Raw genomic sequence first — 23,275 nt, 5'->3', positions numbered from 1 at the left:
GTGCATAACATGTGCATGCTTTGTGCATCGCCTGAAACCGCCCCTTGCGCCGCCCGCGCCCGCCTGTCACAAATCCTGAAAATGACAGAGGACGCACCGATGGTTTCACCGCTTAATCCCCGCATGGCCGCCACATTTTCACCCCCGGTGATGGAGGCCCGCCGCTGGCTGAACGGCGTTGAATTTACCCATGACCGTCCCCTGATCAACGTCAGTCAGGCCGCGCCCGTTGCGCCCCCGCCGCTCGCGCTGCGTCAAGCCATTGCACATGCCGCCATTAACCTTGATGAAGCCCATCTTTACGGCCCGGTCCTTGGCAATGAAGACCTGCGCGCCGAAGTCGCCACACGCTGGTCAAAGGCCTATGACGGACAGATCGCGGATAATCAGGTAGCGATTACATCAGGCTGCAACCAGGCCTTTGCTGCGGTGCTGGCAACCATTGCCGGTGAAGGGGATGAAGTCATCCTTCCAACCCCATGGTATTTCAACCATAAAATGTGGTGCGACATGCAGGGCGTTCACGCGGTTCCGCTGGCCACCGGCGATAGTCTTCTGCCCAATCCGGCAAAGGCCGAAGCCCTGATCACGGATCGCACCAAAGCCATCGCGCTTGTCTCCCCCAACAATCCCGGCGGTGTGGAATATCCGGCAGACCTGCTGCGTGCGTTTTATGCGCTTTGCGAACGGCACGGATTAACCCTATTGCTGGACGAAACCTACCGCGATTTTGACAGCCGTTGCGATGGTGTGACCTCTGCCGCCCATGATCTGTTTCAGGATCCCGACTGGGACAAAACCCTGGTGCATCTTTATTCCTTCTCCAAGGCCTTCCGCCTGACCGGGCACCGCGTGGGCGCTTTCATTGCCTCCCCGGCCCGTCTGGCAGAAGCTGAAAAATTCCTTGATACCGTCGCCATCTGCCCCAATCAGCTTGGCCAGATCGCCGCCCTATGGGGCCTGCAAAACCTGACGGACTGGGTGCTTGGGGAACGCGCTGAAATCCTTGATCGTCGCGCCGCAATTACTGAGGGATTCCCGCAACTTAACGGCTGGCGCCTGCTGGGCTGCGGGGCCTATTTCGCCTGGGCAGAACACCCGTTTGAAGAAAGCTCTGACGCGCTGGCAAAACGCCTTGTCCGCGACGCTGGTGTTCTGCTTTTGCCAGGCACGATGTTCACCCCCGAAGGCGACGCAGCAGGCAAACGTCAGCTGCGCATCGCTTTCGCCAATGTGGACCGGGGCGGAATCAGTGATCTGTTTCAGCGCCTGCAATCCCTGCGATAAGCGCACAAATCTGCCACAACCACCAAAAAGAACAGGGCTTTCACAGATGTGAGCGCCCTGCAGCCGCCCACAGGCTTGCCCCCCGCTGCGCAAGCGTCTAACAACACGTCAACACTTTCAGGGAGAGCCAGATGGCCAGCGCAAAATCCGGTCCGATTACCAAATTCTTTGTCTGGGCGATTATCGTCATGCTTGTCGTCGGTCTTGGCGGCTTTGGTCTGTCAAACTTCGGCGGTTCTTCCCAGGCCGTTGTCACTGCGGGCAGCCGCAGCGTGACGGTTCAGGAATACTATAACGCCCTTCAGGGCGAGCTGCGTCAGGTCGCAGCCGAAACCCAACAACCGGCAACACTGGCGTCAGTAAACGAAATCTACACCCAGATTTACGGCCAGACCCTGGATCAACAGGTTCTGGATCGTCTGACGCTTGATGCGGCCCTGGACAATGAAGCGGCTGAAATGGGTATTTCTGCTGGTGATGTGCAGGTACGGGATCAGCTTATCAGCACCCCTGCGTTTGCCGGGCTTGACGGCAGCTTTGATGAAGACGCCTATAAAGAAACCCTGTCGCGCAACAATCTGAACACCCGGGATTACGAAAACTCAATCCGGGATGACATTGCCCGCACCCTGGTGCAGGCTGCGATGGTGTCTGGCCTGAATGCTGGCGAAGCACAGGTCAACGCCCTGTTGAACTACGAAGCACAGCGTCGGGATATTTCCTGGATCCGCCTGGACGAAGGCGACCTGCCGGACCCCCTGGCAACACCAACCGAAGAACAGCTGGCCGCTTATCACGAAGCCAATGCCGCTGCCGATTTCACAACGCCGCGTACCAAAGAAATTACCTTTGTGCAGCTGCTGCCTGAAATGTTGTTCGATACGGTGGAAATCGACGAAACTGCCTTGCAGGAACTCTATGATTCCCGTGCCGATGAATTCATCGTTGCAGAACGTCGCCTGCTGGAACGTCTGGTTTTCGGGTCACAGGAAGACGCAGACACTGCCGCAACCCGCCTTACATCCGGCGAAATCACCTTTGATGCGCTGGTTGAAGAACGTGGCCTGAACCTGTCTGATCTGGATATGGGCGATGTTCTGGCAACCGATCTGGACGCTGAAACGGCAGAAGCGATCTTTGCCCTCGACGGCCCGGGCGTGACCGGTACCCTGCCCAGCACCTTCGGCCCTGCGATTTTCCGCATGAACGGCATTCTGCCAGAACGCATCACCACCTTTGAAACCGCCCTGCCGATCCTGCGCCAAGACCTGGCCGCTGATCGTGCACGCCGCGTGATCGAAGCGCTGGCAACGGACATCGACGATCTGCTGGCAGGCGGTGCAACCCTGGAAGACGTCGCAGAAGAAACCGATATGGTTCTGAACACGATTTCCTGGTCGGATGATCAGGGCGCTGGCATCGCCGCCTATGTCGATTTCCGCGAAGCGGCGGCGGCCCTGACCGAGGATGACTTCCCCGAAGTTATGACCCTGGATGACGGCGGCATTTTTGCTATGCGTCTTGATGGGTTCACCGAACCCTTTGTTCTGCCAATTGATGAGGTGCGCGAAAAAGTGATCGCGGGTTGGGAAACACAGGAAACCGACACAGTTCTTGCGGCACATGCCGAAACACTTGCCGGGCAGATTGCCCTTGGCGCAACTGCCGAAGATCTGGGCCTGGAAAGCATGAGCGAAAGCGATCTGACACGCCGCAGCTTTATTGATGCAGTACCGTCTGACATGGTCCGTTCAGTATTTGGCACGGGCGCAGGCACACATATTGTGCTGTCTGAATTCGGTTCAACCTTTCTGGTCTTCGTAAACGACGTCAAAGATCCGGATATGGAAAACCCTGAAACCATTGCCCTGCAGGAACGCATTCAGACTGCGCTGACACAAAGCATCGCCCAGGATGCCTATGCAGCCTGGGCCCGTGAGCGCCTGAATGCCGCCGGTGCAACCCGCAACCAGGCCGCGATCAACGGGCTGCTGACACAGATCCCGTAACCAAAAGACCCGCAGCTGCCGCATAAGGCAGCTGCCCTGCCCCCAGCGCACAAGTTTACAAGGACAACCGACATGCGTCTGACACCCGATTTTACGGATTTTGAAAAAGCCTGGAATGCGGGGGAAAATCAGGTTGTCTGGGCCCGGCTTGCCGCTGATCTGGACACGCCTGTCAGCCTGATGATCAAACTGGCCGGTGCGCGGACCGATAGTTTCATGCTGGAATCCGTGACCGGTGGCGAAGTGCGTGGGCGCTATTCCATTGTCGGGATGAAACCTGATCTGATCTGGAAATCCCATGGCGACACGGCCCGCATCAACCGCCAGGCCCGCTATGATGCAGATAGTTTCACTGCGGAAACGCTGGCCCCGCTGGACAGTTTGCGCGCCCTGATCGCCGAAAGCCGCATTGAAATGCCTGCTGATCTGCCCGCCGCAGCCGCCGGGCTTTTTGGCTTCCTCGGCTATGACATGATCCGGCATGTGGAACATCTGCCCAATGTGAATCCCGACCCGCTGGGTCTGCCCGATGCCATGATGATGCGTCCCTCCGTGGTTGCCGTTCTGGACGGCGTGAAAGGCGACGTGATCGTTGTTTCCCCGACCTGGAACACCTCCGGCCTGTCTGCCAAAGCGGCCTATGCCCAGGCGGCGGAACGTGTGATGGACGCTGTACGTGACCTTGAACGTCCGGCCAGCGGCGAAACCCGTGATCTCGGGGGCGAAGCCGAACTTGGACCGCTGACTTCAAACTTTACCCATGCCGGTTATCTCGACGCAGTGAACAAGGCCAAAGAATACATCAAAGCCGGTGATATTTTTCAGGTTGTGCCGGCACAACGCTGGACCCAGGATTTCCCGCTGCCCCCCTTTGCGCTATATCGCAGTCTGCGCCGCACCAATCCGTCGCCTTTCATGTTCTATTTTAACTTTGGTGGGTTCCAGGTCGTTGGCGCCAGCCCAGAAATTCTGGTGCGCGTGTTTGGCAATGAAATCACGATCCGCCCCATCGCAGGCACCCGTCCCCGTGGCGCGACACCGGAAGAAGATAAAGCGCTGGAACTGGATCTGCTGGCCGACAAAAAAGAACTGGCAGAACATCTGATGCTGCTGGATCTCGGACGCAACGATGTGGGCCGCGTCGCCAAAGTCGGCTCTGTCCGGCCAACGGAAGAGTTCATTATCGAACGTTATTCACATGTCATGCACATTGTTTCCAATGTCGTGGGTGAACTGCGTGACGATCAGGATGCGCTTTCCGCCTTCTTCGCAGGTATGCCCGCAGGCACGGTGTCAGGTGCGCCAAAAGTGCGTGCGATGGAAATCATTGATGAACTGGAACCCGAAAAGCGTGGCGTTTATGGCGGTGGCTGTGGGTATTTCGCAGCCAATGGCGACATGGACATGTGCATCGCCCTGCGCACAGCCGTGGTGAAAGATAAGAAACTTTATATTCAGGCTGGCGGCGGCGTGGTTTTTGACAGTGATCCCGAGGCGGAATATCAGGAAACAGTCAATAAATCCAAAGCCATACGAAAAGCTGCGGAAGAATCAGGTCGTTTCAGTGGTTCAGGAAACCACTGATCTGTTCCATCGGTATCAGCACTGATTTCAGAACAATTCTATCTCTGCGCCGGTATTGCGTGGTGCAGTCGGTTTTTCAACTTCCACCGGATTGCTCTCAGCGATCCGGACCAGGGCTTTTCCGGTGCCGGGCCAGAACATAATCTGGCGTGCGTTTGTCCCGCCGGTGCTTGCCCCCATACATTCAATCCCCTCATTTTTCAGAAACTGTAACGCAAAGGCCGCATTGGTTTCACCAATATCTGTAGACATTGAAATCATACGTGCACCGCCAAAGATCTTGGCCTTCAACTGATCGCGGATTGCGCCCGCTTTGATCAACCCGTTGATCAGAAGTTCCATTTCATTCACTCCCTCACCATGTGCCGCACCTTCACCAAAGCGCCGATCCGGCAGAAGGATGTGATTCATACCACCGATCCCTGTAACGCTGTCCCAAAGACACGTGGAAACACAACTGCCCAATAGGGTCGTCAGGATCGCATCAGGTCCCGTGGCGACCACAAACTGACCCTGTGTAATGTGCTGGCGGTGTTCATTTCTTTTCATGATTTGTCACTCACCCCGTCTTTGCCCGCGATCGCTTGCTGCAACACCCCAGTATTGCTGCTCCGATTTCATCCAAAGGAAGTTGCGTTTTGACCGCCCCAACATCCTGTGCCACCCGGGGCATTCCGTAAACGACAGAGGACATCTCGTCCTGACCAATCGTTTCCGCACCATTTTGCCGCAATTCCAGCAAACCCTGCGCCCCGTCACGGCCCATACCTGTCAGGATGGCAGCAACACATCCGGGCCCAAAAGCCTTCGCAGATCGCATCATGACATCCACCGATGGACGATGACCGCTGACCGGGGCTCCTTCAACAAGGCGCACCCGAACCGGTACCGCACTGACCAGTTCCAGATGGAAAGCGCCTCCCGGGCAGATCACGATCTCCCCTTGTTTCACTTCCTCATTGTTGCCAGCCACACGCACATTCATTTCCAGTTGCTCATCAAGACGATTGGCAAAACTGCGCAGGAAGTTTTCGGGCATATGTTGGGTCACCAGGGTCGGCGGGCAGTTTTCCGGCCAGGCAGAAAAAACTGTCTGCAATGCATCCACACCCCCGGTAGAGGCCCCAATCAGCACGGGTTTAGAATTCCAATGGAAGCTCTGTACCTGCCGCGACACCCTGTTCGTTCGTTTCAACGCACCAATATCTGCACTGGCAGCGGCAACCAGGCTGTCCGGCAGCTTTTCAAGCGTGTTGCCAGACTCGGCAGAGGGTTTTTCAATACAATCAACTGCGCCAAGGCTTAGTGCCTTGATCGTCGCATCCCGGCTACTACGGGCCAGTGAGGAAAACATGACAACAGGCATGGGACGCAAGCGCATCAGAAGTTCGAGGAACTCAAGTCCGCTCATGCGCGGCATCTCAATGTCCAGAATAAGAACATCCGGATTATGCACTTTAATTGCACTTCTTGCTTCGATCGGATCGTTTGCTTCACCGACCACTTCCAGCCTTGTATCTTTCAGAAGTGCCTGACGGATCAGGCGTCGCATCACGCTTGAATCATCAACAATCAATACCTTGATCACCATTTTTCCCCTCCCGTCTCTGGTCTGGTTGTTCAGGTAAGTTATCAGAACTCTTCCCAGCCATCCGGTGCGTCCTCTGGCTCTGCGGCGATTGAATTCAGATCAACTGCTGCGCTTCCTTCCGTCACCGGCCGGTTCACAGTTCTTACAGGTTCAGGGTGTGGCACTGGGACATCGTTTTCGCCTGATGTCACCTCTGCCGGCCGGCCACTCCGAAACATGCCGGGGTCAGTATCTTCCGCAACCTCATTGCCGGTTTCAAAACGTGAAACAACGGAAGACAAAGCTTCTGCGCCTTGCGTCAGAGCATGGCTTGCCGCGGTGGTTTCCTCAAACATCGCAGCATTTTGCTGGGTGAATTTATCAAGCTCATTCACAGAAGTATTGATCTCAGCAAGACCAGAGGCCTGCTCTTTTGCAGAGACCGCGATTTCCCCTACATGATGTGAGATATCTCCGACGGATTGGATTATTTTCTGAAGTTCATCACCGGTCTGACTGACAAGCTCAGCACCGCGTTTTACATGTTGACCAGATGCTGAAATCAGATTGTTGATTTCATGCGCAGCATCAGAAGATCTTTGCGCCAGCGCACGCACTTCAGACGCAACAACGGCAAACCCACGTCCTGCTTCACCCGCACGCGCAGCTTCAACTCCGGCGTTCAGTGCAAGCAGGTTGGTCTGAAACGCGATGTCATCAATCACACTGATAATTTTTGTGATTTTCTCTGACGATGTTTCAATTTCACCCATTGCGGCAACGGCTTCGTTCACCACGAGGCTGCTGGTTTCCGCACTTTCTTTTGCACTGTTTACGACGGTATTCGTTCGATCAGATGCTTCGGCGGCAGATCGAACACTGGATGTGATCTGATCAAGCGCTGCGGCGGTTTCTTCAAGCGTCGCGGCCTGTTTTTCCGTGCGATGTGACAGGTCTTCGGCAGCTGTACTGATATCTGTTGCCTCAGAGCGAATACTGTCCGCATTACCAACCACACCAAGCATGGCCTGACACAGGTTCCCCGCCGCCAGATTGAAATCAGACCGCAGCTGTTCGTAATCAGAATCAAAGCGGTCCGTGACCTTGGCGGTCAAAACGCCATCGGCAAGCTGACCTAGCCCCTTGCGTAAAGCGTCGACGACTTCCCCCTGGGCCTGCGACATGCGCAAACGTTCCTGTTCCGCCTGCTCAATCGCCGCCTGTGCCTGACTGATATCATTCCCGATCAACAGGATCCGCAAAGTTTTTCCACTGGCATCTTTTACAGGGCTGACAACCCCTTCGATCAATGCGTCCTGGCTTTCAGAAAGGCGAAGCAGGAATTTCTCTGCTACCGTATTTCCCTGGGCCGCTTCAGCCAGGATATCCCGGCCGGGTTCTTCCCGGACTGTCAGTAAATCAGAAATCCGCTGCCCGGCAAACGCTTTTATGTCTTCGCCGAGAGATTGCGCAAACAATTCATTCGCCGTCTCAAACATTCCTTCCAGAGAAAACACCGCTTTCACCTGGTGGGATTCAATAGTGTTGATGGTGGCGTCATTCATCTGGAACGTTGTCACGTCTTCCCATTCAACAACATAACCTGCTTTTTCGCCTTCCTCGCCAAGAATTGCATTCACAAACACCGACAGTCGCAACGCACCTGTATCCATGAACTTCCGAAGCGGTAATTCAGTCGCGCCAGACAAGATCGCTTCAAAATCTGTGGGATCATCCCAAAGTAACCCTACGGACGTCCCGACAAGTGCGTCCGGGTCAAATGCAGCATACCGGCTGCTGAAATTTTTGCGCTCTGTTGTGAAGAAATCCACAAGCTGGCGGTTCGTATAGTCGATTTCACCTTCGGTATTCAGGATCATCATCGCCGCAGAGGATTCTGTGAAGGCTGTCCCTTTCACCCGTGCTTCTGCAGCGGTCGAAGCTGCAAGTTCCAGAGAGGTGCGAAATTCTTCAAGTGTTTTGGCAATACTGCCGATTTCATCACCACGGTCAGACGCCGGTACATCCGTGTCAAACCTGGATGCAGAAATCCGGCGCATTGCATGATCAATTCTCTCCAGGGGGCGTCCGACAGAGAGGCCCAGGAAAATTGCAATCCCGGTAAAAACAATCAGCGCAATCAAGCCATTGCGGGCCAGGTTCTGGCGCATTTCCAGCCAGGGCAGCAAAAATTCGGATTGCGACTGCGCGGCAATAAGCCCCCAACTATGCCCGTGAAAGGACAGAGGAAGGTAGTTTTCATGCAGCAGACCCTGATCTGTTTCCCGCACAATTGAACCGGACTGCCCGGCCAGAACAGCCTGAACCGCCGCTGTATCAATCCGCGTCTCAAGCACACGACCATCATGGGGAGAAACCTGGTCAGACCGTAAACTGCCATCTTCCCCGACCAGATAAGTTTGTCCCGTTTCGCCCAGACCATCCGGGGCCTGAAGCACCTGATTGATCTGTTCTGATCCGACCTGATAAATCATGACAGCAGCGACGCGCCCGTTGCGGCTTTTGATAAGCGAACTGAAAAAAGCGGCGGGTGCGTCTGAAATTTCATACATCTGAAAATCGAAGAACTGCGTCCCTGCTTCTGCGTTTTCCTCAGACATCATCGTTTCAAAGATGGATTTCAGATTTGGATTTACCGCAGTTCCATCCAGAATATTCGTGGCAAAGTCACCTTCTTTTTCAACCGTGTAGATGACGTTCCCCTGGGTATCGATCAGGATGACATCATAAAGCCCGACGTTTTCCATTAGCGTACGGAAAAACCCATGATAGCGCTTATGCGTACGGGTGAAATTATTGTCATCCCCGGCATCTGCCAGACTGTCGCGTTCGCCAAATTCATGCGGATTATTCGTGATCCACGTTTCCCGCAGATAAGCCTGCGGATCTTCAAACTCACGCCAGCCCCCTTTAAAACCAAATACCGCATCCAGAAGCGACGGATTACTGGCCTGTACGGTCAGGTTAAATTCAACGTTTTCAAGAAAGGTTTCCAGATGACTTGCCCGACCTTCAAGCAGGGAACTCAGCCGTTCTTCTGTCAGGTTTTCAAGGGATCCCTTTGAAAGTTCCAGGGCGATATAGGTCATCAGCAAAAGCGATGTCAGGCACAGCGAAAACATCACCAACGGCAATTTAAAAGACAGTTTGATCGAATTGAAAAGCCGCATTCTTTGCTCCCGGGTTCATTCAGAGACAGCCATCAGGCCAGGTGAACGCCACCATCCGGGAGAAAGATGAAAATAGGTTTAAGCCAGTCACATTGATGTTTTTGACATGCCAACAACCATCCAAAACATCAAAAAAGGGGCGCCTCACGCCCCTTTCCCCTGTTCAGTCAGATCCGTGAATTACGGCAGGCGAATGCCACCATCAACGCGGATTGTTTCACCATTCATATAAGCATGATTGATCAGGAACACCGCAAGTTCGGCAACCTCAGACGGTTTGCCCAGACGTTTGGGAAACAGCGGTTGTTTTCCCAACGCTTCCTGCGCCTCTTCCGGCAGGCTCTGAAGCATAGGCGTCAGGAACAGGCCCGGGGCAATACAATTCACCCGCACCCCGACAGAGGCCAGATCGCGTGCCATTGGCAAAGTCATACCCGCAACGCCTGCTTTGGACGCGGCATAGGCCGGCTGGCCTTTCTGGCCGTCGAATGCAGCGATCGAAGCCGTGTTCACAATCACCCCGGTATTGCCGTCAGCATCTGGCGTGTTGTGCTGCATGCGTTCGGCCGCCAGGCGACAGGTGTTGAATGTTCCTTTCAGGTTCACATCAACCACCATGCCAAAGCTTTTCAGCGGATGCGCACCATCACGCCCCACGGTCTTGGCCGCAATCGCAATACCTGCGCAATTGACCAGCGCATTAACTGCCCCATGCGTTGCCTCACAGGCATCCAGGGCGGCTTTCACCTCGTCTTCAGAGGTGACATCGGCTTTATGAAAGATCACCGCATCCCCAAGCTCAACTGCCAGCGCCGTGCCGCGTTCTGCGTTCATATCAACGGCCAGGGCTTTTCCACCCGCAGCCACGATTTCGCGTACACAGGCTTCACCCAGACCCGACGCGCCGCCGGTAACCAGCGCAATCACATTTTCTGATTTCATCTCAGACCTTTGCTTTCTTCTGTTATCCCTTGTGCGCAGTCACACCACAGAAATGTTGCTTAAATTTTGCACCGCCAGCGCAGGGCAGAATTCCTCAGCGTCGTTCATCCAGACCTAATCCGCGACCGATGATTTCCTTCATGATTTCAGAGGTCCCGGCATAGATCCGGCTAATCCGCGCATCGGCAAACAGGCGGCAGATTTCATATTCCTGCATATAGCCGTTGCCGCCATGCAGCTGCAGGCAGGCGTCTACGACCTCCCATTCGACCTCTGACGTCAGAAGTTTCACCTCTGCCGCAAGTTCCGCGCTCAGCGCCTCTTCAAGATGTTCCAATACGCAATGATCCACAAAGGCCTGCGCCGCATCCAGTTTCGTGCGCAGCCCCGCCATAACAAAGCGTGAATTCTGGAACGTGCCCACAGGGCGGCCAAAAGCTTTGCGGTCCTGGATATAATCCATCGTGACAGCAAAGGCGCGTTCGGCCCGGGCCTGAAACCCGATCGCCCCGGTCAGACGTTCTTCCGCAAGGCCGCGCATCATATTGGCGAACCCATTTGCGGCACCACCAAGCTGGTTTTCCTTTGGAATTTTCACATTGTCAAAGAACAGTTCCGCCGTGTCCTGGCTGGGCAATCCCAGTTTTTCAAGCTTCTGGCCGCGGCTGAACCCTTCCATGCCACGTTCAACGGTAAACAGACCAATCGCACGGGGACTATCCGGATCTGTACGCGCGGCCACAACCACAACATCCGCCAGCAACCCATTGGAAATGAATATCTTTGATCCATTCAACAGCCAATGATCCCCCTTATCCTCAGCCTTTGTCCGGATCGCACCAAGGTCAGACCCGGTGGATGGTTCCGTCATGCCAATCGCAAGGATTGTCTCGCCGGAAATGATGCCAGGCAGAAAGCGTGCCTTCTGTGCGTCATTCGCCACATGCAGGAAATAAGGCGCGACAATCCGGTTGTGCAGAGGCACGAAAAAGCCCGGGCTGCGCCACGTCAGTTCTTCGATCAGGATCTGATCATAGCGGTAATCCGTCAGCCCCAGCCCACCGACTTCCTCTGGCATGAACATCCCGAGATACCCCTGCGCCCCGGCAGATTTCCAGACGTCCCGGCTGACTTGCCCGTCCCGGCGCCATTGCGCTTCATGTGGGGCAACCTCAGTATCTGCCCATTTCTGAACCGAAGCGCGGAATACATCATGATCTTCGGTGAAAATCCGGCGTCTGAGCATATTTTGTCCTTCCTGTTTTTTACAGGAAAACAAAGCACAGATCACAGAGCAAGGCTGACGTCGGGTTGACCGACAAAGTTTGGTGCCCAAGGTGGGACTCGAACCCACACGCTGTTACCAGCGGGGGATTTTGAATCCCCTGCGTCTACCATTCCGCCACTCGGGCCTGTTGTGTACAACAGATGGTCACGATGTATCTGCACAGGGAAACAGGGTCAATCTGCAATCTGATCACAAGACAGAAAAACATCCTTTTTTCCCGATACACCTTAACCAGTTTCCAGATCACTTAATGCAATCAGTGATTTAATCTGGCCAGAATGACTGTGAATATGTTAAGCTGTTGTTAATCACGAGGCGCCAGAAGGCGCCCGGGCAGTATATACGGTAAATTACAGGTATCCAGATGGCGATCATCGCAACATTTCTGGCGATGCCCTTGTCGGCATTCAGCAACCGCCCGGGCGGAAACCAGAACGACATCTTTGTGGCGTCAAATACTGACCCGGCTAATTTTCTGACCGTTACTATTGATGACGATGACACCACGCTGGATGGTGACACGAACACCAACGAAACCGCAGATGATCAGACCCAGATCGCGACAATCACAGATGCCACAGGGGCATTTGTCGACAGTGATGCCTGCTATGTGGAATGGACAGCCACCTATACCGGCGCAAATGGCCATGTCATTGAAGTCTGGCGTATTGAACTTGATAACAATACCCGCGTCATCGCCATGTCCGAAATTCCTGCTGTCGGGGTCACTTACACAACAACAGTCAAAGACACGAATGTCACGGGCCTTGACCCGGCTTCCCTGCCCCAATTGCCTTGCTTTACTGTTGGTACACGTATCGAAACCCGGTTTGGGCCGCAGTGTATCGAAACACTGATCCCGGGGGATCTTGTAAAAACAGAAGGCGGCGGGTTGCAGCCTGTGAAATGGATCGGGAGCAGAAAGCTGACATCCTGTGAACTGCTGGCACATCCCCATCTGTGCCCTGTTCGTATCACTGCAGGCGCTATGGGCAATGGCTTGCCTGTGTGTGATCTTCTGGTCTCCCGCCAGCACCGGATGCTGATCAGTTCACCAATTGCAAAGCGCATGTTCGGCACAGATGATGTTTTGGTCGCCGCAATCAAGCTGACAGAATTGCCCGGGATATATCTGGATCAGGATGTTCGCGAGATTGAATATATCCACCTTCTGTTTGACAGCCATGAGGTCATATTTGCCGAAGGCTCACCATCAGAAAGCCTGTATACCGGTGTCGAAGCCATGAAGTCCGTACCCGAAGCTGCACGCCAGGAAATTTATACGCTTTTCCCCGACCTCAAATCAGGGGCAATGCCGGGAAGCGCCCGACCAATCCCATCCGGGCGGCGGCAGAAACAACTGGTTCAACGCCACCTGCGCAATCGCAAACCCTTAACTGCGGATTATAGCACCTCAAAATCTGCATAAAGTCGCTTCATACGCCGTTTGCGACCAGAATTATGCCGCCCGCGGGGTGTCTGTCCCGGCCTGCCCTGGTATGCTGGCACAAAGACGCGACTTACAGGCAGGCCAGTATGACCACCGAAAACACCAATGATCCGCTCGTCATTTTCACCCCTTCCGGCAAACGCGGACATTTCCCAGAGGGAACCCCGGTTCTGACCGCAGCGCGGCAGCTGGGTGTTGACCTTGATTCCGTCTGTGGCGGGCGTGGGATTTGTTCCAAATGTCAGGTTGAACCGTCCTTCGGGGAGTTCCCGAAACATGGTGTGACCGTGGCGGATGACGCCCTGTCTGAGTTCAACAAGGTTGAACAGCGCTATGATGACAAACGCGGCCTGCAAAAGGGCCGTCGTCTGGGGTGTCAGGCGACCATTCAGTCCGATGTTGTCATCGACGTGCCCGCCGGCAGTCAGGTGCACCGTCAGGTGGTCCGCAAACGTGCCGAAGCCCGCGACATCACCATCAATCCCGCCGTGCGCCGTTACTATGTCGAGGTTGAAGAACCCGATATGCACGAACCGTCCGGCGACTTGGAACGCCTGCGTCAGGCGCTTGAGAAAAACTTCGATATCAAAGGCGTAGATGCCGACCTTCATGTTCTGCAAACCCTGCAACCGATCCTGCGCAAAGGCGATTGGAAAGTCACCTGTGCGGTCTCAACCGGCATCACAGAAGGCACCGGCGCAGAGAAACCTGCCATTCTTCAGGTCTGGCCTGGTTATAGCGAAACGCCTCTGTACGGCCTGGCTGTTGACCTTGGGTCCACCACCATCGCAGCGCATCTGTGTGACATGACCACCGGCGAAGTTGTGGCTTCTTCTGGCATTATGAATCCGCAGATCCGCTTTGGCGAAGATCTGATGAGCCGCGTCAGCTATTCCATGATGAACGAAGGCGGCGCTGCCGAAATGACCCGCGCGGTGCGCGAAGGTATGAATGCGCTGTTCACCCAGATCGCGATTGAAGCTGAAATCGGCACAGATCAGATCATGGATGTGGTCTTTGTAATGAACCCGGTAATGCACCACCTTTTCCTGGGCATTGATCCATATGAACTTGGCCAGGCGCCCTTCGCGCTTTGCACGTCCGAAGCCCTGTCTGTCCGGGCCTCCACCCTTGGCCTGACCATCCACCCCTCCGCCCGCGCCTATATCCTGCCATCTATCGCAGGCCACGTGGGGGCGGACGCCGCCGCTGTGACCCTGTCCGAGGCACCGGACAAATCCGAAGACCTGGTTCTTCTGGTTGACGTGGGCACCAATGCGGAAATTCAGCTGGGCAATAAGGATACGGTTTACGCCTGTTCTTCCCCCACCGGTCCGGCCTTTGAAGGCGCACAGATTTCGTCCGGTCAGCGTGCCGCCCCGGGCGCAATTGAGCGCGTGGAAATCAACCCCGAAACCAAAGAACCGCGCTTCCGTGTGATCGGGTCTGAGATCTGGTCTGATGAACCTGGCTTTGCGGACTCTGTCGCCACCAGCGGCATTTCGGGCATCTGCGGGTCCGGCATCATTGAGGCCGTGGCCGAAATGCGCATGGCGGGCATCCTGGATGCGTCCGGCCTGATTGGCTCCGCCGAACAAGTTGGCACGCCCCGCTGTTTCCTTGATGGTCGCACCAATTCCTACATGCTTTGGGATGGTTCCGCGGATGGCGGCCCGGTGATCTCTGTCACCAACCCTGATATCCGTGCGATCCAGATGGCAAAAGCCGCGCTTTATTCCGGTGCACGCCTGCTGATGGATAAATTCGGAACTGACACGGTGGATCGCGTCGTTCTGGCCGGTGCCTTTGGTGCCCATATCAGCCCGAAACACGCAATGGTTCTGGGTATGATCCCGGATTGCGAAATCGACAAAGTCACAAGCGCGGGCAACGCCGCCGGCACCGGGGCGCGCATCGCACTTCTGAACGTCGCCGCCCGTGGCGAGATTGAGGAAATTGTGCGCAATATCATCAAGATCGAAACCGCAGTTGAGCCCAGCTTCCAAAGCCACTTCGTCAACGCCAGTGCGATCCCGAATTCATCCGATCCTTTCCCGATCCTCGGAACCCATGTCACCCTGCCGGATGTGAACTTCAACACCGGTGGTGGCGAAGGCGGTGGTCGCCGTCGCAGACGTCGCGGATAACACAGATAAAGCCCCCGTTTCGGGGGCTTTTATTTTGCCAGCGGTTACTTGACCTTCTCTGGTAGCTGTCATACTCCGTAGGTAACGCGGGTGTAGCTCAATGGTAGAGCAGCAGCTTCCCAAGCTGAATACGAGGGTTCGATTCCCTTCACCCGCTCCAACCCCCATTGATGCAATAAATTCAACAACTTACGTGAAGTGAATCACACGTATTGCGCTAAAATGTGAACCAGTTTCGTTACGAATTGTGATACAGTTTTGTCCAGCGTGTTGTACAGAGATTCATCTAAATCAAGACTTCGAAAATCAGCAGCAAGTGCTGGATGTTTTCTCGGCGACTCGTTGCCGCATCCGTGAACGAAGAGATGCACTCTACGGTTTCATGCAAAGCCTATGATTGAGCCACGCCTGATCTTGCGATCCAACGCATGTGTGTTCGGAGGTGCAAGGCAGATGGTGCCCGGGGGCGGGGTGCAATAGATGTTATTCTTCAGGTGGTTAGAGAATAGTGGGACACTGAATTAGTGTGCAGAACATCACGCACTGGCATCATGTTGTCCCACCAAGGTAAGTCGCACCTGTTCACCGCAGGGATGCACTCTTCGGATCATAAGCCATACCTTTGATTGACCCGTCCCTGATCCGTTCCACAGCTTCGTCGATAGCGAAGAGTGGTACTAGGAACCATTCGCGAGGGGTGACCGGATGGCCAAATCGATCTTTGATTTCAATGTCAAGTCTTGCAGCTTCAAAAATGCGGTGCAGGAGGTTTTCCAGCTTCACACGGTTGATGTTGAACAACTCGTAGGTTGTTACGATCTCGACATCCGCCATCAAAAACGTGGGGTCGAGTTTGGCATTGGCGATGCGCTTTTCGACGCTGCCACCAGTGACTCCGATCTTGTGCAGTAAGTCTTGCTTCTCTGCAACCACAGGCAGGTTCGATTTTGATCGTAACACATAGATCACCCCACTAGCTTCGTCGCCGTCAACGGAGGCGTCGGCGAACAGAGGGCCTGCGCTTGGATCGGTGATACGGCGGCTGGCTTTGTCTTCGTTCAGGGCACGTTGCAGTGACCGCATCAACAGATTGCTTTCGGTGCCATTGTCAAAGATGACACGAAGCCGTGCTTCGGTCATGCCATTATCGTTGACATAGACTTTACCTTTCTCAGCGACATATGCCTTCTGCCCTTTGAGTACAAAAAGACGCCCTACTTCGATTTCAGCTTTGCGTTCAAAGGCGCGAGTTGCACGAACACCTGATGTGAGTTCAGACTGCACCTGTTCGAACATCGGTTTGAATTTCTCAAAGTCCTGACAACGTTCGCGGCTGGCGACATCTTCTGCAGCTTTACGTTCGGCTACAGGACGTACATGGCGGATATTGGTAATATCATCGGTAAGCCCATCAAGGTCTTCCAACTCGGATGCTAAGGCATCCATATCCAGTTCATCGTCATCATCCGAGGCATTGAGGACTTTCAGCAATCCCTGATGGTCCAGTGGTTCGAGAAGATCATGATAGGCGGTGTTTGCGGCCAGGCGTTCCAGTCGCACTGCATATAGCCGTTCAAAGATGTCATTGTCAGGACCGTTATGAGGGGGGTGGCCAGCGTCATCCACGAACCGTTGGATATCCTCAAAACCGGCAATCAAGCGTTCTTCGACCGGAGAACGCTTGACGGGTTTGTCTTCAACTTCAAACTCGGCCAGTTCACCTGCCAGCGCATCAAGATCATCATTCATAACGACCATCCTTTCGGAACCGCATAAAGGCTGTCGCCCCTTCTGCCATCAAGCGTTCATAAGGGTCGGAGGCGGTCACTGACGGTGCCCTGCCATGGTCTTTCTTAAACTGGGCTGCTCGCTTTGCCCATGTGATCGCTTCATCCGGAGTGACTGGGGTACGCTTGGCTGAAATGACTGCGGCAACCTGTTTCAGGCTTTCTTCATCCATGGATTTTGCCAGGATCGAATATGCTTCACCGAATGGGTTGATCGCATCAATCAGGTCGATATCCAGGTCACGTACATCCATTGCAAACTTACGCACACCATCGATCAGGGCAGTATTGGTTGTTGGTTCTCTGCCCTCATCATCCAAAACTGTCGCCTTGGCCTGTTGGGTCAGGTTCAGGGCAGCAACGGCACGTTGGCGCACGGCTTCCACATCGCCTTCTTCAAGGTCCGGGTATCGATCTTTAATAATCTTCCCCATGCGAACCACGGTGATTTCCTCAGGCACCAGTTCTTCGTCAAACAATCCACGTTCAATGGATCGTTTGTCCTGTACGAAGGCGGTGATAACTTCGTTCAGATCATTCTCGCAGATGCGTTTGGCATTCTCGGATTTGGGCTCAGCCAGACCTTTGATCTCGATCTGAAACTGGCCTGTGTCCTCATTAAAGCCAACGTTTTTACCGCCTTCCTGATACCCGCCTTCACCATAGTCAAACCCCTCGACAGGACCAGATGCAGGTGTCTTAGGGGTGAAGTTAAACTTCGGCACCAGCACCTGTTCCATCAGCAGGCTGGCAGCGATGGCTTTCAGTGTATCATTCACGGCCTCTGTTACGGCACCTTCGGATGCATCAGGCTCAGCGATCAGGTTGGTGAAGCGGGCATGGGTCTTACCCTTGGCATCCCGTGTGGCCCGCCCAATGATCTGGACGATCTCGGTCAGGCTGGCGCGATAGCCAACTGTGAGGGCATGTTCACACCAAATCCAATCGAAACCTTCCTTGGCCATGCCCAATGCGATGATCAGATCAACATGATCTCGATTGTTCTTCTGCTTAGGGTCTTTAAGTGCCGCTGACACCTTATCCCGTTTGGCGGGATCATCCTCGACTAGGTCGGCAACTTTGATCACTTTGCCACTTTGGGTTTTGATCAGGTGGAAGCCTGTCTCTGGATCGGTGCCCTGCCATTCCCCCAATGCATGTTGGATGTCATCAACTTCTTTGTGTTTGTCGCCAGTGCTTTCACGGGCGTTGACATTGGGGATGTGCAGGATGGTTTTCTCATCTGGGTTCAGGACAGCCAACAGGTCTTCGGCATAGCTGCCCGTATAGAAGAAATACCCGATATCGAGGGTTTTAAGGTGCTCATACCCGTTCAGTTGTTCGTAATAGGTATAGGTCACCGGATCGAACCTGGCCTCATCCTCAGGTGACAGAACGGCCTCTGCATCCCCCCGGAAATAGCTGCCTGTCATGGCAACCACATGCACTTTATCACGGGCAATCAATTCCCCCAGATGCGCACCCAGTTTGTTCTCAGGGTTGGCGCTGACATGGTGAAATTCGTCAATGGCAATCAGACGGTCATCAAAGGCTTCGACCCCGAACCGGTCAACTGCAAAACGGAAAGTAGCGTGGGTGCATACCAACACTTGGTCGCCACTGTTCAGGAAGTTTCCAACTGCCCCAACCTTGCCGTCATCGCCGCCGGGCGCATTGCAGAGGTTCCACTTCGGAACCACCGACCAATCCGCCCAGAACCCGAATTTTGACAGGGGTTCATCGTTGAAACTCGACCCGATGGATTTTTCGGGCACTACAACAATCGCCTGTTTCAGGCCCTGATTGTGCAACTTGTCCAGGGCGATAAACATCAATGCCCGGGACTTACCTGATGCGGGAGGTGATTTAATCAGCAAATATTGTTCACCACGGCGTTCATAGGCCCGTTCCTGCATCGCCCGCATCCCGAGTTCATTCGAAGATGTGGAAGACCCGCTTTGGGCGTAAGTGACAGAGACGGAGGGAATTGATTTGGTCATGTAACGATCTTTCCAAATGTCATTTTGCAGCATCATTCAGCCACTTCGGGAACTTCTTAAAATCACTGGTTCGAATGTATGTCGGCATTTCCTTCCAAAACTCCGCAATCGCACCCGTCAACTGATCAAAGTCTGCGTCAGTGACCCTAAGGTAGCTGTGATCGAAAAATTCTAATGGGAAGTTTCTATGAAAACCGCCTTCATCGTCAGGCACAATGAATTGGGGCGCTTTATTGCGCAGATCGTCCAGCGATCTCCCTTCGCCGTGCTTATAGACATTCACAATCAACTGATAATTCCGCAGGTCTTTGTAAATGTGGGACACACGCACATTCACCCCGCCTTCTTTCAACAGGGTATACAATTCCTCAAGCGTCGCCCCCCAGACCCGTCGCGTAATCCCTTCAGATTTGAAAACCGTGAATAGGTCGCGGGCGATCCAATCCTTCAAAGACTTTTCAAACGAATGGAATAGCGCAGCCAAAATACTGAAACGAGTGTGATCCCGCATCTCGCTTAACAACCTGTAACGCTCATATCCTTGATCATTTGCGACCTCTGAAAACTCCAGTAAGTCATGCTTATCAGGGTCATAGAAACCTTCAATCTGCTCCCAAGTTTCCTGCGATATTTTTTGTGATTCCGATTGGATACTGAGATCGTTGAACTGATCAAAAAGACGAGCCTTGGCCTGATCGACAAAGAACTGATGATCCGAGATCAAAGAGTCACGCAATCCCATATTCATGTCTAGAACCGTTAGGGATTCTTTAGTCATGACGGCACCTGCGTGGTCATTTTGGTGTACATATCGAACAGTTTTTCCAGACGTTCGGTGTCGTTTCTGAAGCGTCTACCGATGTAGATGCGTTCCAGCACTTCGTCGTTGGCCTCGTGGGCGTCGCGGAGGTTTTGGGGCATTGCATCGGGTTTGTAGAGGTCTGCGATGGTGGCAGGGAAATGCGCCTCACGGGCCAAGAGGATGTCTTCGGCACAGCGGGTCAGATCAGCTTTGTTCTTCTCAGTCAGCTTGGGAACGGGGAAGGTGTTCCAGACCAGCGTGTTGGAGTATCGATAATCTGACTTTAACCTACCTCCGATAGCCGAAAGCCACGACATATGAAGCGCGGAAGATAAAACAGAAAAATCTACCAAATTTGCGTCGTAAATAGCGGATGCTGAGTTAGCAATGACCACACGACTTCCGTCATGATAGCCAATAGTTAGGTACTCTCGCCGTTCTGAAAAGTGCTGCGGCACAATGATAGCAGTTTCACTAGTGTGTGGTGTGAAGACAAACCTATGTGGCGACCCCGCAGCCTTGTTAGCTTGTGTCCCACGGCTTTGCGACCTCAACGATTTTACTTTCTCAACGCGTGCCTGAATTTCAGGAATTGACAGCGCAAAGGTCAGCTGTTGGTCTTCTATCCATAGGCAGTAACGATGGATACCTTTGATGAACTCCTGTGAACCAACGTATTTTCGAAGTAGGTCGGTAGCGTGAGGGTATTGTTCAAGTAGCTCGTCTTTTTCCACAGAGGACAATATCAAGTTGCCCCCGTCCGTTGGTTTATTGCCGTAGTCCATCTTGGATAGACTGTGCAGTGCGTTTGATCGCTTCTGTACGATCTGATCTGTCGAGGGGATGAGGTAAGGGCCGATTACCTCAACTGAGCGAGATGTTCCACCATCAAAGATTGTTCTCACTCCGCCAGAGATCGTCAGCCCGACGATAATACAGGTCACCGCAGCTTGATTACTTGCAAGATTCGACCAAAGGAACGACTTGTGCGCGAAGCTAACCTTGTTCTGTTGCTGAAAGATCAATGGCCATAACATAGCAACCTGCTCACCCTGAACGATCGAGTTAGTGGTCACCAATGCACTCGACGCGCCAGTTAGTCGATTGTATCTTGCAGCCGCCAACATGAACGCGGCTACGTAGTCAAGGTCTTTATATCGTTTGAAGACTGGCGCAAAAATGCGCCTCATATCTTCTTTTTGTTCAGCGGTTTGATTTACGCTACCTTGGTACGGTGGGTTTCCACAGATGTATGTCTCACCGCCCTGGTTCTCGAAATCAATCTCCGCTTGATCCAGTGGTGTTTCAAACAAATCGTCGGATTTGACTTTCACGCCCGCCCCGGTTGGCGGACAAATACTCAACCAATCCAATCGCAACGCATTCCCGCAAGTGATCCAGTTCTCCCGATCCAAGGGAAGGAAATCAGCCAGCGCATCCTTTTGGCCCCGATAAGTCACGTCGCATTGGTATTCTGCAATGATCAGGGCCAGACGCGCGATCTCAGCCGAAAAATCCCGCAGTTCAATGCCACGGAAGTTGCGGATGCTGATCTCTGATCTGTCAAAAGCTTCACCCCGACGTTTGTTGATCTCAAATTCGACCTCGCGCATCTGTTTATATGCGATGACAAGGAAGTTTCCCGATCCACAGGCCGGGTCGAACACACGGATATTCGACATCCGGGTGCGCAGGTTCTTTAGCTTTTGACGATTGTCACCGGCCTGATCCAGATGATCGCGCAGGTCGTCCAGAAACAGCGGGTTCAGCACCTTCAGGATATTCGGCACTGAGGTGTAGTGCATCCCTAGGGTGGAACGTTCTTCTTCATCCGCCACAGCCTGAATCATTGACCCAAAGATGTCGGGGTTGATCTTAGTCCAGTCCAGATGACCGATATGTGTGAGATAGCGTTGGGCGATGCGACTGAACTTTGGCACCTCGGTGCTGCCAGAGAACAACCCGCCATTCACGTAAGGAAACGGTGTCGCCCAGCGTGGCAGGTTCGCTGCATCGCGATCAGGATAATCCGTGTTCATGGCGCGGAAGAGTTCGCTGATCACCTCATGGGTGTTGGACCCATCCGCATTGGCCAAGGTTTCGATGGTGTTGGTGAACAGGTCTTCACCGTTCAGAATGTCGGTGTCTTCAGCAAAAAACAGAAAGATCAGCCGCGCCATGAAGTGGTTCATGTCATGGCTGCGCTTTTCCCAGTCAGGATTGTCTGCCCGCAGAGTGGTGTAAAGCTTGTTCAGACGCAGGGTGGCCCGAACATCAAACTCAGATTCACTGAGTTGTTTGGTCTTGCTGAGGCCAGCAAGGGGCCAGAAGAACACGAAGTGGTTTGGGAAATCGTCATAGATGCAAGAAACGGTTTCACCCGTGATAAGGTCTTCGGCCTCGAACGTTTCACCATCAGTGGCCAGCAGGAACCGCACTTTGTTGCGTTTGGTTTGGGTCGCCTTGCTGCCTTTGAGATCAGACAGGGTTTGCGGCACCTGTCCCGCATCACAGGTTTTCAGGTGTATGTGGTTGGCCTGCAGTACCCCATCGATGTCAGACTTATTGGACGTTCCGCTACGCAGTTTCTTAATCGCCGTGGCTTTGTTTCCGAAGGATTCCAAAAAGGCGAAGGGGAACTCTGCCACATCAAAGGGAAGTTCGGCCAGCTCAGTGATAGCCTGTTCGATCTCAACTGCATTCATGATGACGTACCGAAAATTCCTTCCACCAGCCCGTTGTAGCGAGACGGATCGAATGTGCTGCCCTTTGTTTCCAGAACGCGGGATGTCTCCAGTCGCAGAACCTCAACCACGGCTGTGCGCACTGCCTGGGGCTTCGGGCGGGCATTCAGGTTCTGAATGATGCCTTCAATATGTTCGACCACGATGCCCAGCCGGTCAAAATCTGTTTGCGTCGGGGCTGTCATGATCTTGCCCTCGAAAATGGCTGAAACCGAAAGACCATAAGCCGCTGCGATATCCACCAGGCGCTGGGCATCCACCTTGGTTTCATTGTTCTCCCACCGCCACAGAGAGGTCTTGGGAACCCCCAGCAGCTTCGCGGCCTGTCCCAGTGACAGGTTCTTGGTTTCACGGGCGTCCTGAAGAATCTTCCCGAATGTATGTGATCCATCTGTGTTCATATCTCCTTCATTCCACAACATGGAACATTTGAAAAGAACCTGCTGTTACCGAGCACAACCATATTGCGAATCG

The 23,275-nt window shown here is 53.7% G+C and carries 14 protein-coding genes, 2 tRNA genes and 2 pseudogenes; 6 read left to right on the top strand and 12 right to left on the bottom strand.

Annotated elements, in window-relative coordinates; genetic code table 11:
• Positions 1–99 precede the first annotated feature (99 nt).
• From H1D41_RS00210 to trpE, 3 genes are all read left to right on the top strand, one after another.
• A complete protein-coding gene (locus tag H1D41_RS00210) occupies positions 100–1,287 on the top strand; it encodes an aminotransferase (RefSeq protein ID WP_228847369.1) in 1,188 nt (395 codons plus the stop codon).
• A 131-nt stretch (positions 1,288–1,418) separates the two neighbouring features.
• Entirely contained in the window at positions 1,419–3,296 is a 1,878-nt protein-coding gene (locus H1D41_RS00205) for a SurA N-terminal domain-containing protein (protein ID WP_228847022.1), read from the top strand.
• A gap of 72 nt (positions 3,297–3,368) precedes the next feature.
• Positions 3,369–4,880: an anthranilate synthase component I gene (trpE, locus tag H1D41_RS00200; protein ID WP_228847021.1), complete on the top strand. Its 1,512-nt coding sequence runs from the start codon at positions 3,369–3,371 to the stop codon at positions 4,878–4,880.
• A 27-nt stretch (positions 4,881–4,907) separates the two neighbouring features.
• Here trpE and H1D41_RS00195 read toward each other — a convergent pair whose 3' ends face one another.
• From H1D41_RS00195 to H1D41_RS00170, 7 genes and pseudogenes are all read right to left on the bottom strand, one after another.
• Positions 4,908–5,429 (bottom strand): chemotaxis protein CheD, encoded by a 522-nt coding sequence (locus tag H1D41_RS00195; protein WP_228847020.1) that lies wholly within the window; start codon positions 5,427–5,429, stop codon positions 4,908–4,910.
• 10 nt (positions 5,430–5,439) lie between these two features.
• Positions 5,440–6,471: a protein-glutamate methylesterase/protein-glutamine glutaminase gene (locus H1D41_RS00190; protein WP_228847019.1), complete on the bottom strand. Its 1,032-nt coding sequence runs from the start codon at positions 6,469–6,471 to the stop codon at positions 5,440–5,442.
• Between the two features lie 257 nt (positions 6,472–6,728).
• Positions 6,729–7,427 (bottom strand): annotated as a pseudogene (locus tag H1D41_RS18535) (methyl-accepting chemotaxis protein); the annotation flags it as partial.
• Positions 7,428–7,685: 258 nt separating this feature from the next.
• Positions 7,686–8,621 (bottom strand): annotated as a pseudogene (locus H1D41_RS18530) (HAMP domain-containing protein); the annotation flags it as partial.
• A 1,200-nt stretch (positions 8,622–9,821) separates the two neighbouring features.
• Positions 9,822–10,583, bottom strand: coding sequence for an SDR family NAD(P)-dependent oxidoreductase (locus tag H1D41_RS00180; RefSeq protein WP_228847017.1), 762 nt, complete (start codon positions 10,581–10,583; stop codon positions 9,822–9,824).
• Positions 10,584–10,677: 94 nt separating this feature from the next.
• Positions 10,678–11,829 carry an acyl-CoA dehydrogenase family protein gene (locus H1D41_RS00175; RefSeq protein WP_228847016.1) on the bottom strand — a complete coding sequence of 384 codons (1,152 nt, stop codon included), beginning with the start codon at positions 11,827–11,829 and terminating at the stop codon, positions 10,678–10,680.
• A gap of 80 nt (positions 11,830–11,909) precedes the next feature.
• A tRNA-Leu gene (locus H1D41_RS00170) sits at positions 11,910–11,995 on the bottom strand.
• Positions 11,996–12,235: 240 nt separating this feature from the next.
• Between H1D41_RS00170 and H1D41_RS00165 the strand changes: the two genes are divergently transcribed.
• The 3 genes from H1D41_RS00165 (at position 12,236) to H1D41_RS00155 (ending at position 15,628) form a co-directional block, all read left to right on the top strand.
• The gene (locus tag H1D41_RS00165; protein WP_228847015.1) at positions 12,236–13,300 is read left to right on the top strand and encodes a Hint domain-containing protein; all 1,065 of its coding nucleotides are present in this window, start codon (positions 12,236–12,238) and stop codon (positions 13,298–13,300) included.
• Positions 13,301–13,407: 107 nt separating this feature from the next.
• Complete coding sequence (locus H1D41_RS00160; RefSeq protein ID WP_228847014.1) at positions 13,408–15,468, top strand: ASKHA domain-containing protein; 2,061 nt, start codon at positions 13,408–13,410, stop codon at positions 15,466–15,468.
• A gap of 86 nt (positions 15,469–15,554) precedes the next feature.
• Positions 15,555–15,628: transfer RNA gene (locus H1D41_RS00155), tRNA-Gly, on the top strand.
• A 422-nt stretch (positions 15,629–16,050) separates the two neighbouring features.
• On the opposite strand, the gene H1D41_RS00150 is transcribed toward H1D41_RS00155, so the two are convergent.
• The 5 genes from H1D41_RS00150 to H1D41_RS00130 are packed head-to-tail and all read right to left on the bottom strand — an operon-like array spanning position 16,051 to position 23,202.
• Positions 16,051–17,217: a GIY-YIG nuclease family protein gene (locus H1D41_RS00150; RefSeq protein ID WP_228847013.1), complete on the bottom strand. Its 1,167-nt coding sequence runs from the start codon at positions 17,215–17,217 to the stop codon at positions 16,051–16,053.
• Entirely contained in the window at positions 17,210–19,255 is a 2,046-nt protein-coding gene (locus H1D41_RS00145) for a DEAD/DEAH box helicase (RefSeq protein WP_228847012.1), read from the bottom strand. The genes H1D41_RS00150 and H1D41_RS00145 overlap by 8 nt, the downstream gene beginning before the upstream one ends.
• 19 nt (positions 19,256–19,274) lie before the next feature.
• Positions 19,275–20,033 carry a hypothetical protein gene (locus H1D41_RS00140; protein WP_228847011.1) on the bottom strand — a complete coding sequence of 253 codons (759 nt, stop codon included), beginning with the start codon at positions 20,031–20,033 and terminating at the stop codon, positions 19,275–19,277.
• Complete coding sequence (locus tag H1D41_RS00135) at positions 20,030–22,762, bottom strand: class I SAM-dependent DNA methyltransferase (protein ID WP_228847010.1); 2,733 nt, start codon at positions 22,760–22,762, stop codon at positions 20,030–20,032. Before H1D41_RS00135 ends, H1D41_RS00140 begins: the two co-directional genes overlap by 4 nt.
• Positions 22,759–23,202 carry a helix-turn-helix domain-containing protein gene (locus H1D41_RS00130; RefSeq protein ID WP_228847009.1) on the bottom strand — a complete coding sequence of 148 codons (444 nt, stop codon included), beginning with the start codon at positions 23,200–23,202 and terminating at the stop codon, positions 22,759–22,761. The genes H1D41_RS00135 and H1D41_RS00130 overlap by 4 nt, the downstream gene beginning before the upstream one ends.
• Positions 23,203–23,275: the final 73 nt, after the last annotated feature.

It is taken from the genome of Halocynthiibacter styelae (assembly GCF_016123485.1).
Lineage (GTDB): Bacteria > Pseudomonadota > Alphaproteobacteria > Rhodobacterales > Rhodobacteraceae > Halocynthiibacter > Halocynthiibacter styelae.
The sequence above is the reverse complement of the archived record's forward strand: the minus strand, read 5'-3'. Positions and strand labels throughout refer to the sequence as shown.